The sequence below is a fragment of the Streptomyces sp. NPDC058534 genome (assembly GCF_042717365.1).
Taxonomy (GTDB): Bacteria; Actinomycetota; Actinomycetes; order Streptomycetales; family Streptomycetaceae; genus Streptomyces.
The window spans coordinates 1-14,963 of record NZ_JBHXNW010000127.1 but is presented as its reverse complement, the minus strand read 5'-3'; the positions used below and the strand labels follow the sequence as shown (position 1 = coordinate 14,963).

At 69.0% G+C, this 14,963-nt stretch carries 1 protein-coding gene; it reads right to left on the bottom strand.

Annotation, left to right across the window (positions count from 1 at the left end; translation table 11 throughout):
• On the bottom strand, window positions 1-14,936 hold a 14,936-nt coding region (locus ACFWR9_RS40925), incomplete at its 3' end, for an amino acid adenylation domain-containing protein (RefSeq protein ID WP_383852252.1).
• Window positions 14,937-14,963: the final 27 nt, after the last annotated feature.

Below are 14,963 nucleotides of genomic sequence, written 5' to 3'. Positions count from 1 at the left end.
CGATTCGCACGAACATTCAACTCCCCATACGACACACCCACCCCACCCTGCTCCACCGCCACCGCACCCGGATCCCGCACCACCTGCCGCTCGAACAAGCCCGATACAGTCGTGGGCTCCGCGGTGGTGTTCCACCCGCCGAGGATCTGTCGCCGTTCCGCGTCGGTGAGGATGTCGATCTGCCGTACCCGTGCCTGAGGCTTGGCGACCACCCCGGTCATGACACGTGCGAACCGCTGACCGATGGTGTCTGCGGTCGTCCGGTCGAACATGTCGGCCGCTACCGTCAACGAACAGCTCAGGCCGGCCGGGCGGGCGTCGTCGTCGAACGTTTCGGTCACGGTGACGCTGAGATCGAACTTGGCCGGCTTGCCCTCGGGCAGCTGAGCCTCCGTCTGGATGCCGGGCAGTTCGAGTGCTGCCTCGGCTGCCTTCTCGACGGTGAGCATGACCTGGAAGAGGGGGTGCCGTGCCCGTACCCGGGTTGGGGCGAGCACTTCGACCAGCCGCTCGAAGGGCACGTCCTGATGGTCGAGAGCGGCCAGGCCGTGTCCCCGTACCCGGGCCAGTACTTCGGTGAAGCTCGGGTTGCCCGTCAGGTCGGTGCGCAGGACCAAGGTGTTGACGAAGAACCCGACCAGCCCGTCCAGTGCCTGGTCGGTTCGTCCGGCCACCGCGGTGCCGATCGGGATGTCCTCCCCCGCGCCCAGCCGGGACAGCAGCACCGCCAACGCCGCCTGCACCACCATGAACGACGTGACACCCTGCTCCCGTGCCAGCGTCACCAGTTCCTCTTGAACGGCAGCGGGGAGGTCGAACGTGATCGCGTGACCCCGGTGGGAGGGCACCGCTGGACGTGGGCGGTCCGTCGGCAGCCGCAACTCCTCCGGAGCGCCCTCCAGTGCCTCACGCCAGTAGGCGACCTGCGCTGCCTGCAAGCTCTCCGGATCGCCCTTGTCACCGAGCAGCTCGCGCTGCCACAAGGTGTAGTCCGCGTACTGCACCGGCAGCGGCAACCACTCCGGCTCGCGGTCCTGGCGCCGCGCCGCGTAGGCGGCTGACAGGTCCCGGGCCAGCAGGTCCGTCGACCAGCCGTCCCCTGCGACATGGTGGATCACCACCACCAGCCGGTGGACATCCGTCCCGCTGCGGATCAGCAGCGCACGCAAGGGGATCTCGGCCGCGAGGTCGAACCCATGGCCGATCTCCGCTGCCACCAGGGCGGCGGTCTCTCCTTCGCTCGCGACCTCGGCGGTCCGCAGGATGCGTCCCACCCTGTCCAGGTCCAGCACCCGCTGGTACGGCTCGTCATCGTGAGCGGGGAACACCGTACGCAGCACCTCGTGGCGAGCGATGACATCGCCCAGTGCCGTCTCCAGTGCCTCGGTGTCGAGTTGCCCACTCAGACGCAGTATCACCGGCATGTTGTAAGTCGCGCTCGGCCCCTCCATCTGCGCCAGGAACCACAACCGCCGCTGCGCGAACGACAACGGCACCCGCTCAGGCCGCTCCCAGCGCACCAACCCCACCCGCGCCACACCCGCACCCGCAATCCGCACCGCCAACCCCGCCGGAGTCGACGCCTCGAACAACTCCCGCACACCCAACTCCACCCCCAACACCACCCGCACCCGCGACACCAACCGCATCGCCAACAACGAATGCCCACCCAAATCGAAGAACCCCTCCTCCACACCAACCCCCTCCACACCCAAAACCTCCGCGAACACCCCACACACAAGCTCTTCCAACACCGACGCCGGACCCCGCCCACCACCAGCGACACCAGCCACCCCACCGACCCCATACCCCGGAACCGGCAACGCCCCCCGATCCACCTTCCCGTTCACCGACAACGGCAGCCCACCCGACAACACCACCACCGCAGACGGCACCATGTACTCCGGCAACCTCCGGGCCACCAACCCCCGCAACTCCGAACCCAGCCCCTCCGACTCCTCCGCCACCACGTACGCAACCAGACGCCTGTCCCCAGGAACGTCCTCACGGACCACAACCGCCGCCTGGACCACTGCCGGGTGGGCGATCAGCGCGGCCTCCACCTCACCCGGCTCGATCCGGAAACCACGGATCTTCACCTGGTCATCGGCCCGTCCCATGTGCATCAGCCGCCCATCAGCAGTCCACCGGCCCAGATCACCGGTCCGATACATGCGCTCACCCGGCGCGCCATACGGACACGCCACGAAGCGCTCGGCGGTCAGGTCCTCGCGGCCCGCGTACCCCCGGGCCAGTTGGCCACCGGCGACGTACAGCTCGCCCGTGACGCCTGGCGGGAGCAGCTTCAGATGCCGGTCCAGGGCGAAGACGCGCAGTCCCGGGATCGCCCGCCCGACGGCACTTCCCCGCGACGCCCCAGCACCAGCGGGTGGCTTCACGACCTCGAGCGTGACGTGCACCGTCGTCTCGGTGATTCCGTACATGTTCACCAGCGTCGGTTCGTCGGGCCGATGACGCGCCCACCAGCCGTCCAGCCGCTCCGCGTCCAGCGCCTCGCCGCCGAAGACGACCCACCGCAGCGAAGACCAGTCATCGGCCGTGGGACCGGAGTCCTCGGCGCGCATCAACTCGTGGAAGGCCGACGGAGTCTGGCACAGGACCGTCACCCGCTCCTCGGTCAGCAGCCGCAGGAAGGCGTCGGGGGACCGCGATACGTGGTACGGCACCACGACGAGCCGGCCCCCGTGCAGCAACGCCCCCCACATCTCCCAGACCGAGAAGTCGAACGCGAAGGAGTGGAACCACGACCACACATCGCCGGCGCCGAAGCCGAATGGCCGACGCAGCGCACCGAACAACGCCATTACGTTGTGATGCGTCACCAGCACACCCTTCGGTGCGCCCGTCGACCCGGACGTGTAGATCACGTACGCCGGGTGCCCTCCGGTCGTCCCCGTTCCCGGCCGGTCAGCCGCGCGCAGATCCGCGGACGACGCCACCGTGAGGTCGGCCGTCACATCGAGGCCGTCCAGCACCAGCACCGGGACCGCGAGTCCAGCGGGCAGCACATCCACGAGCGTACCGGTGGTCAGCACGCACACCGGCTTCGCGTCCTCCAGCACGTACGCGATCCGGTCCTGGGGGTAGGCGGGATCGACCGGCAGGTAGGCTCCACCGGCCTTGAGTACGGCCAGCAACGCGACGACCAGTTCCGCGGACCGGTCCATCAGTACCGCCACCACGGACTCCGGCCTGACCCCACGCCGCGTCAGGACCCGTGCCAGTCTGTTCGCCTGTTCGTTCAGTTCCCCATAGGTCGTCCGCTGGTCACCAGAGACCAATGCCACCGCGTCCGGCGTCCGTGCCGCCTGCTCCTCGAAGAGTCCGGGCAACGTCACAGTCGCAGACACCGGCACACCACCATCCGGCTCCGGCTCCGCCAAGAGCAGGCTGCGCTCGTTCTCGGACAGGACATCGATCTCATGGAGCCGTACGTCCGGGTCGGCGGCCACTGTCGTCAGCACGCGGCTCAGCCGGTGCCCGAGTGCCGTGACGCTCTCCGCGTCGAACAGGTCCGCCGCTCCGACGACCGAGCCCCGCAGACCCATCGGTCGACCGTCCTCGAAGACCTCCGCCAGCGTCACGTCGAGATCGAACTTGGACGGCAGTGGTCCGCCGGCGTACGCCTCGGCCCGAACGCCGGGCAGGTCGAGGATCGCGGGGTCGTTGTTCTGGAAGGTGAGCATGACCTGGAACAGCGGGTGGCGTGCCATGGAGCGCGGTGGCGCCATGAGTTCGACCAGCCGCTCGAACGGCAGCTCCTGGTTCTCCAGCGCTTGCAGATCGCGTTCTCGTACCCGGTCAAGGACCTCGGCGAAGGTGGGGTCGCCGTGCAGATCCGTGCGCAGCACCAGGGTGTTGACGAAGAACCCGACCAGGCCGTCGAGGGCCTGGTCGGTGCGCCCGGCCACCGCGGTGCCGATCGGGATGTCCTCCCCGGCGCCCAGCCGCGACAGCAGTACCGCCAGACCGGCCTGGACGACCATGAAGAGCGTGACACCTTGTCGCCGGGCCAACGAGGCGAGCTCGGCATGTGCCTCCGCCTGGATGTCCAGTCGCACCGTGTGGCCCCGGTATGAGGCCTCCGTCGGCCGCGGCCGGTCCGTCGGCAGGTTCAGCTCCTGCGGCGCCCCGGCCAGCGCCTGCCGCCAGTGGCCGACCTGGGCGGCAAGGAGGCTGTCCGGATCGTCCTCCTCCCCCAGCAGGTGACGCTGCCAGAGGGTGTAGTCCGCGTACTGCACGGGCAGCGGGTCCCACTCCGGTTGCCGCCCCTCGCACCGTGCCGCGTACGCGCGCGAGATGTCTCGCGCGAGCGGCCCCATGGACCAGCCGTCTCCCGCGATGTGGTGGAACACCACGACCAGCACCGACGTGGACGAACCGGTGTTGACCAGCAGAGCCCGTACCGGGATCTCCGCCGCGAGGTCGAACCCGTGGCCGATCTCGGCCGCCACCAGTTCCGCGGCCCGCTCTTCGTCGGCGGCCTGGGCGACCCGCAGGACGTTCCCGACGTCGGCGAGGTCCAGCACCCGCTGGTACGGCTCGTCATCGTGAGCGGGGAACACCGTACGCAGCACCTCGTGCCGCGCCAGCACATCCCCCAGTGCCGACCGCAGCGCACCCACGTCGACCTGCCCGGACAACCGCAGTGCCGTCGGCATGTTGTAGGTCGCGCTGGGCCCCTCCATCTGCGCCAGGAACCACAACCGCCGCTGAGCGAACGACAACGGCACCCGCTCCGGCCGCTCCCACCGCACCAACCCCACCCGCGCCACACCCGCACCCGCAATCCGCACCGCCAACCCCGCCGGAGTCGACGCCTCAAACAACTCCCGCACACCCAACTCCACCCCCAACACCACCCGCACCCGCGACACCAACCGCATCGCCAACAACGAATGCCCACCCAAATCGAAGAAGTCCTGCTCAACCCCCACCCGATCCAGACCCAGCACCTCCGCGAACACCTGACACACAAGCTCTTCAGCCACCGTGGCAGGACCCCGCCCACCCCCAGACGAATACTCCGGCGTCGGCAGCGCCGAACGGTCCAGCTTCCCGTTCACCGACAACGGCAACCCGTCCACCACCACCACCGCCGACGGCACCATGTACTCCGGCAACCTCCGGGCCACCAAAGCCCGCAACTCCGAACCCAGCCCCTCCGACTCCTCCGCCACCACGTACGCAACCAGACGCTTGTCCCCAGGAACGTCCTCACGGACCACGACCGCCGCCTGGACCACTGCCGGACTGGCGATCAGCGCGGCCTCGACCTCACCCGGCTCGATCCGGAAACCACGGATCTTCACCTGGTCGTCCGCCCGCCCCATGAACACCAGCACCCCGTCCGCGCGCCACCGCACCAGGTCGCCGGTCCGGTACATCCGCTCGCCCGCACCGCCATACGGGCAGGCCACGAACCGCTCCCCGGTCAGCCCCGGACGGTGGTGGTATCCGCGGGCCAGCGGCACGCCCGCGACGTACAGTTCACCGGCGACCCCGGGAGGGACCGGCCGCAGGTACCGGTCCAGCACGTACAGGCGGGTGTTGGCGACAGGACCGCCGATCGGCGGGACCGTCTCCTCCTCCCGGGAGCAGCGGTGCCAGGTCACCGCGACGCAGGTTTCGGCCGGTCCGTAGCCCTGGACGAGGTCGATGTGCGGGAACAGCGAGAAGGCCCGGTCTCGCAGGGCTCCGGGCACCGCCTCACCGCCGCTGGCCAGCTGCCGCAGGGTGGACAGGCCGGACACGGCCGGCTCGTCCAGGACTCCGGCCAGGGCCGAGGCGATCAGGTGGAGCACCGTCACGTCGTGCCGCCGTACCAGTTCCACCAGGTGAGCGGGGTCGGCCGTACTGCCGGTGGGTGCGATGACCAAGCTCGCGCCGATCACCAGGGGACAGAACGTCTGCCACACCGAGGGATCGAAGCCCATGGGTGCGGTGAGCATCAGCCGGTCCGTCCGGTCCCATCCGAACTCCGCGACGCGGTCGAGCACGTGATTGACCACTGCCTCGTGGGTGACCGTGACTCCCTTCGGGGTCCCGGTGGAACCGGAGGTGTACATCACGTACATCGGGTGGGCGGGGAGGAGCAGCGGGCGCTGACCGCCGCCCGCACCGGCTTCGGTGTCGTCGGCCAGGTCAGGGCCGTCCCCGATGCCGTGTCCGTCGACCGTGAGCATCGGCACGCCCCGTCCGGCCGTCCCCTCCTCCCGCCACGAATCGCGGGTGATCACGCACACCGGACGCGCGTCGGCGAGCATGAAGGCGACGCGCTGCTCCGGGTACGCCAGGTCTACGGGCAGATAAGCGCCGCCGGCCTTCAGCACCGCCAGCAGGGCCACGACCAGGTCGATCGAGCGGTCCATCGCGACCGCCACCACCGACTCCGGGCCGACACCCCGGTCCACCAGCACCCGGGCCAGGCGCGACGCCCGATCGTCGAGACGGGTGTAGCTGATCTCCTCGTCCCCGCAGATCACCGCCGGCGCGTCGGGAGTCCGCGCCACCTGCCGCTCGAACAGGCCCACCACCGTCACGTCGGGCAGGGTCTTCGTGGTGTCGTTCCACCGTTCCAGCACCCGCGAACGATCCCGGGGTGCCAACACCTCCACCGCGGGCAGCGGCGTCGACGGCGCCTCCTCCAGCCCGGTGAGCAAGCTTTCGAGGGCGGTGTGCAACGACGCGCACACCAGCTCCGGATCGCCCGGTGCCGCCGTCCCGGCCGTCAGCACGAACCCGGCCCCGGAGTCATCGACCGAGACCACCAAAGGGTAGTTCGTCCGGTCCTCGGTCGACAGAACCGTCATCCCGGCCATCCCGCCGGCGTACGTGTCATCCCCGTGCACACGATTTCCGTGACGGTAGTTGAACAACGTGGTGAACAACGGCACCGAGGCCGGTACACCGCTGGCCACCTGCGCCAGGGCGAGCGGCGCGTGCTCGTGCACCAGCAGGCCGGCCAGCTGCTCCTGCATGGCCCGCACCGCGCCGAGAGCGTCCAGCTCCGCTACGTCCATCCGCACGGGCAAGGTGTTCATGAACGGGCCGGGAATACGCTCGGCACCTGTACCCGCGTTCATGCGGCCCAGCAGTACGGTCCCGAACACCACGTCCGTTCGGCCTGCGAGGCTCGCGAGCACCCGCGCCCACGCCACGTGGAACAACGTCGCCGGGCTCACCCCCAGCGCACGCGCCCCCTCGCGCACGCGCCGCGCCAGGAGGTCATCCACCGCCGTCCGCACCCGCTGCACATCGGAACCGTCACCATGGGCATCGGCCAGACCGAACGGCAGCGTCGGCTCAGTCACCCCACCCAACAGCTCCGCGAAGTACTCCTCATGCTCCGCACGAGACACCCCCAACCGCGCCTGGGCAACGAAGTCCCGGAAGGGCAGCGGCACCGGCAGCTCGTCCCCGCGCCCGTCCAGCAGCGCGGCGACCTCGCTCAGTACCACCTCCAAAGCCGTGTGATCGCGCAGCAGATGGTGTACCTGCACCAATGCCAGCCAGCGATCCGTCACCGGGTCGGCCGCCACATGCACCCGCAGCAACGGTGCCCGTCGTACGTCCATCCACCGCCCAGCGACGTCCAGCAGCTCAGCCGCCGCGTCGCCGTTCCCTGGCAGGACAACCTCTCTGACCGGGACGACGGCGCGCCGCCAGACCACCTGCACCGGCTCGGGCAGCCCTTCCCACACCACCCCGGTGCGATAGATGTCGTGCCGGTCCACCACCTGCTGCAACGCCGCCAGGAACCCGTCCAGCATCACACGACTGTCGAAGCCCAGGGCGAGAGAGAGGAGATAGGGGTCCGCGTCCCCTGAGACGGTGAGCAGGTGGTGGAAGAAGATGCCCTCCTGCAACGGCGCCAGCGGATACACGTCCGCCACGTTCGCCGCACCGCCCTCGACCGACGCGCAGACCGAGTCGATCTGGGCGGCTGTCAGTTCGACCAGCGGCAGCATCTCGGGCGTGATCACCTCCACGCCTTCCTCGGGAATCCCGTTCGGCGGAACCTCCACCGCACCTCCGCCGCCAGTACCCGCGGCCGCGGCCAGCCCGGCCGGCGTCGGTGCCATCAGCAGCGCCCGCACGGACACCCCGAACCCGCGCTCGCGTAGGCGGGACGCCAAGGTCACCGCCAGCAGAGAGTGCCCACCCAGCTCGAAGAAGTTGTCCTCCACCCCCACCCGCTCCACACCCAGGACATCCGCGAACACCTGACACACCAGCTCTTCGCCGACCGTCGCAGGGCCCCGCCCACCAGAGGACGAGTGCTCGGGTGCCGGCAGTCCGGCTCGGTCCACCTTGCCGTTCGCCGTCAGCGGCATCCCGTCCAGCACTACGACCGCGGACGGCACCATGTACTCCGGCAACCGCTCGGCCACGAAGCTGCGCAGGTCACCACTCCCGACGGCCTGATTGTCAACGACGACGTAGGCCACCAGACGCCTGTCCCCCGGCACATCCTCGCGGACCAACACCACCGCCCGGTCCACCGCAGGATGCGCCGCCAGAACTCCTTCGACCTCACCCGGCTCGATCCGGTAGCCACGCAGCTTCACCTGATCGTCCGCACGGCCGACGAACACCAGCTGCCCGTCCGCGGTCCACCGGACCAGGTCCCCCGTCCGGTACATCCGCTCACCCGGCCCGCCATACGGGCACGCCACAAACCGTTCCGCGGTCAGGCCCGGGCGCTGGTGATATCCGCGTGCCAACTGGCTGCCCGCCACATACAACTCACCCACCACACCCGGCGCCACCGGCTCCAGGAACCGATCCAGGACGAACGTCCTCGTCGTCGCAAACGACCGACCAATCGGAACCGAACCCACACCCCCGTCGCCCTCACCCGCTCCAATCACGTAGTGCGCCGAACCGACCGTCCCCTCCGTCGGCCCGTAGTGATTCACCACCACCACATCCGGATGCACCTCACGCCACCGCTGCACCGCACCCCAGCCCAACGCCTCGCCGCCCACCATCAACTGGCCCGTCGGCACACACTCCCCCGCAAGCGCCTCCAGCAACGGCAGATGGCTCGGCGTCACCTTCAAGAACCCCAGACGACGCCCACCCAACACCGCCGGCAAACCCTCATCCAACCCCGACACGAACACACACCCACCCGACACCAACGCCGCATACAACCCCGTCACACCCAGATCAAACGACACCGACCCATGCAGCAGACTGCTCTCCCGCACCCCCGGATACGCCCCCACACACCAAGCCACATAACTCGCCAACGCCCCATGCGACACCACCACACCCTTCGGCCGACCCGTCGACCCCGACGTATAAATCACATACGCCGCATTCCCCGGCCCCACCACGGCCTCCGCCGACAACCCCACCGACCCCCCGGCAGCAGCCTCATCCACCAGCACCGCCAGACCCTCCGGCAACCCACCCGCCAACCGGGCACTGGTCACCACACACACCGGACCCGCGTCCTCCAACAACCACGCCACCCGCTCCGCCGGAGACTCCGGATCAACCGGCAGATACGCACCACCGGCCTTCCACACCGCCAACAACGCCACCACCACATCAACCGACCGCTCCAACAACACCCCCACCACCGACTCCAACCCCACCCCACGCCCCCTCAACACACCCGCCAACCGAGACGCCCGCTCACCCAACTCCCCATACGACAGCGTCTCCTCCTCACCTACCACCGCCGGCGCATCCGGAGTCCGTGCGACCTGCTCCCCGAACAACCCCGGCACCACACCCGACACCTCCACAACCCCCGCCTCATTCCACCCAACCAACACCCGCCCCCGCTCACCCTCCGACAACACCTCAAGCCCATGCAGCCCCGTGCCCGGCGCGTTCTCCAAAGCCTCAACCAGACTCCCGACCGCCGTGTGCATCAACCCGCACACCAACTCGGGATCACCAGGCTGAAGTGCATCGGCTGTCAGCCGGAACCCAGTCCCCGTGTCATCCACTGCCAAGGCCAGCGGATAGTTGGTGACACCTCTCCCGTAAACCATCGTCACGCCGTCGATGCCGTTCAGATCACCGTCTCCGGGATACTCACCCGACAGCTGGCTGTGGCGATAGTTCAGCAGGGAGGTGAACAGCGGAGCCGAGGCCGGGACGCCGCTGGCCTTCTGCGCCAGGGCCAGCGGGGCATGCTCGTGCACCAGCAGGCCTGCCAGCTGGGCCTGCATCGCCCGCACCGCACCGATGACATCCTTATCAACGTGCACCCGCACCGGCAGAGTGTTCATGAACGGCCCCGGGATCCGGTCCGCGCCCAGCCCGGCATTCATCCGGCCCAGCAGCACAGTCCCGAACACGACGTCAGTCCGGCCGGCCAGACTCGCCAGCACTCGCGCCCACGCCACATGGAACAACGTTGCCGGCGAAACACCCAGCCCATGGGCCCGCTCCCGCACCCGGTACGCCAACAGGTCATCCACTGCCAGCCGCGCCCGCTGCACACCGGAACCATCACCACGAGCATCCGCCAATCCAAACGGCAGCGTCGGCTCAGTCACATCACCCAACAGCGCCGCGAAGAACTCCTCATGCTCCGCACCAGACACACCCAACCGAGCCTGAGCCACGAAGTCACGGAACGGCAGCGGCTCCGGGAGACGGTCAGCGTCCTCAGCCATGAACGCCGCCACCTCGCCCAGCACCACTTCCAACGCGGCGTGGTCCTGCAACAAGTGATGCGCCTGCACCAACGCCACCCACCGACCCGGCCTCCCCGGCTCGGCCGCGACGTGCACCCGCACCAGCGGCGCCCGCCGCAGGTCCATCCACTCTCCCGCCACGGACAGCAGCGCCGCCGCCGAGTCCCCACCACCCTCCTGCAACGTCACCTCGGTCACCGGAATGACCGCACGGCGGGCGACCACTTGCACCGGTTCAGGCAGCCCCTCCCACACCAGCCCGGTGCGGTAGATGTCATGCCGGTCCACCACCCGCTGCAACGCCGCCAGGAACCCGTCCAGCCGCTCGCGACCGTCAAAGCCCAGCACCATCGGCACCAGATACACATCCGCCTCACCATGGCCGGCCAGCAGGTGATGGAAGAAGATGCCCTCCTGCAACGGCGCCAACGGATACACATCCGCCACGTTCGCCGCGCCGCCCTCCACCGACTCACACACCAAGTCGATCTGCGCGGCTGTCAGCTCGACCAGGAGCAGCATCTCCGGCGTAATCACCTCCACGCCCTGCTCAGGGATGCCGTTCGCAGGCACCTCCACCACGCCCTCGCCACCAGCACCGGCCGCAGCCAGGCCTGCCGGGGTCGGCGCCACCAGCAACGCCCGCACCGACACCCCGAACCCACGCTCACGCAACCGCTGCACCAACGACACCGCCAGCAACGAATGCCCACCCAGCTCGAAGAAGTTGTCCTCCACCCCTACGCGTTCGACGCCCAGGACATCCGCGAACACCTGACACACCAGCACTTCAGCCACCGTGGCGGGGCCTCGCCCACCGGCAGACGAATACTCGGGGGCGGGGAGCGATTGCCGGTCCAGCTTCCCGTTCACCGACAAGGGCAGCTCATCGAGCACCACCACGGCAGAAGGCACCATGTACTCCGGCAACCGCTCAGCCACAAAGCTCCGCAGATCACCATCCAACGGGCCGTCGCCCTCGGGCACGACGTAGGCGACCAGGCGCTTGTCACCCGGCACATCCTCACGAGCGACCAGCACCACCTGGCCCACCCCGGAATGTGCCGACAGGACCGCCTCGACCTCGGGCGGCTCGACCCGGAAGCCACGGACCTTCACCTGATCATCCGCCCGGCCGACAAACATCAGCTGCCCGTCCACCGTCCACCGCGCCAGGTCACCGGTCCGGTACATCCGCTCACCCGCACCGCCGAACGGGCACGCCACGAAGCGTTCCCCCGTCAGCCCCGGACGCTGGTGATAACCACGGGCCAGCTGCACGCCAGCGACATACAACTCCCCCGCCACCCCAGGCGGCACCGGCTCCAGGAACCGGTCCAGCACATACACCCGAGCGTTCGGCACTGGCCCACCCACCGGAGGCACACCCACCCCGTACTCAGCCACCTGCCCGGCGGTGACCATCACCGTCGCCTCCGTCGGCCCATACGTGTTCACCAACACACGGCCACCCGCCCACACCCGCGCCACCTCGGCCGACAGCAGTTCACCGCCCACCAGCACCCGCTCCAGCCCGGGCATCCCCGCCGGGTCCACCACACCCAGCAGTGACGGCACCACACTCGCCACCCCCACCCCCTCCCGCACCACCACATCCGCCAACAACCCCACATCCGCCCGCTCCGCCCCCGTCGCCACGACCAGGCGGCCACCCGACGCCAACGTCACCGCAACATCCAGCACCGAACCGTCAAACCCGAACGACGCAAACTGCAAGACACCCACGCCAGGACCCGCACCCAGCACCGGACCCAAAGCCGCCACCAAACCCACCACCGCCCCCTGAGACACCACCACACCCTTCGGCACCCCCGACGACCCCGACGTAAACATCACATACGCCGCCACACCCGGCCCACCCACCACAGGACCCACCACCGCAGACTCCGCCGACTCATCCAGACACACCACCGGCACACCCAGACCATCCGGCAACCCACCGACCAGAGCCCCGACAGTCACCACACACACCGGCCCCGCCTCCGCCAGCACCACACCAACCCGCTCCACCGGATACGACGAATCAACAAACACATACGCACCCCCCGCCTTCCACACCCCCAACAACGCCACCACCACATCCACCGACCGCTCCAACACCACCACCACCACACACTCCGGCCCCACACCCCGACCTGCCAACACCCCCGCCAACCAATCAGAACGCTCATCCAACTGGCCGTAAGTCAGCCTCTCCTCCCCACACACCACCGCCACCGCACCCGGATCCCGCGCCACCCACTCCGCAAACAACTCCACCCACGTCACATCCGGCACCGGCACAACACCGTCGTTCCAGCCGTCCACCACCTGCTCCCGAACCCACGTCGGCAGCACATCCACACCACCCAACGCCGCCCCCGGAGCTCCCTCCAACGCCCCCACCAATTCCCCCACCGCCATCTGCACCAACTCACACACCAACCCGGCATCCCCCGGAGCCACCGCATCAACCGCCACCGCGAACCCAGCCCCCAGATCATCCACCGCAACCGCCAGCGGATAATTCGTCCGCTCCCGCGCGAACAACAGCTCAACACCCGCAGCACCACCACGCACCGACCGGCCCTCATGCCGATAGTTGAACAACGACGTGAACAACGGAACCGAGGCCGGGACACTACTCACCCGCTGCGCCAGAGCGAGCGGAGCATGCTCATGCACCAGCAGGCCGGCCAACTGCCCCTGCACCGCCCGCACCGCACCCACCACATCCAGAGCCGCCACGTCCACCCGCACCGGCAACGTGTTGATGAACGGGCCAGGAATCCGCTCCGCCCCCACCCCCGCATTCATCCGACCCAGCAACACCGTCCCGAACACCACATCCGACCGCCCCGCCAGACTCGCCAACACCCGCGCATACGCGACGTGGAACAGAGTCGCCGGACTCACCCCCAGCCCACGCGCACTCTCCCGGACACGCCCCGCCAGCCCGTCATCCACGACCAGCCGCGCCGACCGCACACCCGTGCCGTCGCCGCGCGTATCGGCCAGGCCGAACGGCAGCGTCGGCTCCGTCACGTCCCTCAGCAGCTCAGCGAAGAACTCCTCATGCTCCGCACGAGAAACCCCCAACCGCGCCTGCGCCACAAAGTCCCGGAACGGCAGCGGCACCGGCAACTCGTCCCCGCGCCCCTCCATCAACGCCGCGACCTCACCCAGCACCACCTCCAGCGCCGTATGGTCCTGCACCAGGTGATGCACCTGCACCAACCCCAGCCACCGACCCGTCCTCCCGGGCTCAGCCGCCGCGTACACCCGCAGCAACGGCGCTCGCCGCACATCCATCCACCGCTCGGCGATCGCCAACAGCTCCGCCGCCGCGTCACCGCCTTCCGACAACGTCACCTCGGTGACCGGAAGCTCTGCACGGCGCAAGACCACCTGCACCGGCTCCGGCAACCCCTCCCACACCACCCCGGTCCGGCAGATGTCATTCCGGTCCACCACCCGCTGCAACGCCGCCAGGAACGCGTCCAACCGCTCGCGACGGTCGAAGGCCAGCGCCATTTGCATCAGATACGCGTCCGCCTCACCCGGCCCGGCGAGGAGGTGATGGAAGAAGATGCCCTCCTGCAACGGCGCCAGCGGATACACGTCCGCCACGTTCGCCGCCCCACCCTCCACCGACTCACACACCAAGTCGATCTGCGCACGCGTCAGTTCCACCAGCGGCAGCATCTCCGGCGTAATCACCCGCACACCCTCCTGGGGAATCCCGTTCGGAGGCACCTCCACCACACCCCCACCCCTACTCGACGCCGCCAGTGCGGCCGGCGTCGGCGCCTCGAACAACACCCGCACCGACACCCCGAGACCCCGGTCACCCAGCCGCTGCACCAGCGATCCCGCCAACAGCGAGTGTCCGCCCAGCTCGAAGAAGTTGTCGTCCACCCCCACCTGATCCACACCTAGCACTTCCGCGAAGACCTGGCACACAAGCTCCTCGGCCACCGACGCGGGACCCCGCCCACCGGCCGACGAGTGCTCCGGCGCCGGCAGCGCCGCCCGGTCCAGCTTCCCGTTCACGGTCAACGGCAGTTCGTCCAGGACGACCACCGCCGACGGCACCATGTACTCCGGCAACCGTCGGCTCACCTGCGCACGTAACGCCCGCGGCAGCTCTCCGGCTTCGACTTCGCCGATCTCCCTGTCGGGTACGACGTAGGCCACGAGCCGCACATCCCCCGGCACATCCTCACGCGGAACCACCACCACCTGCCCCACCCCCACATGAGACCCCAACACCACCTC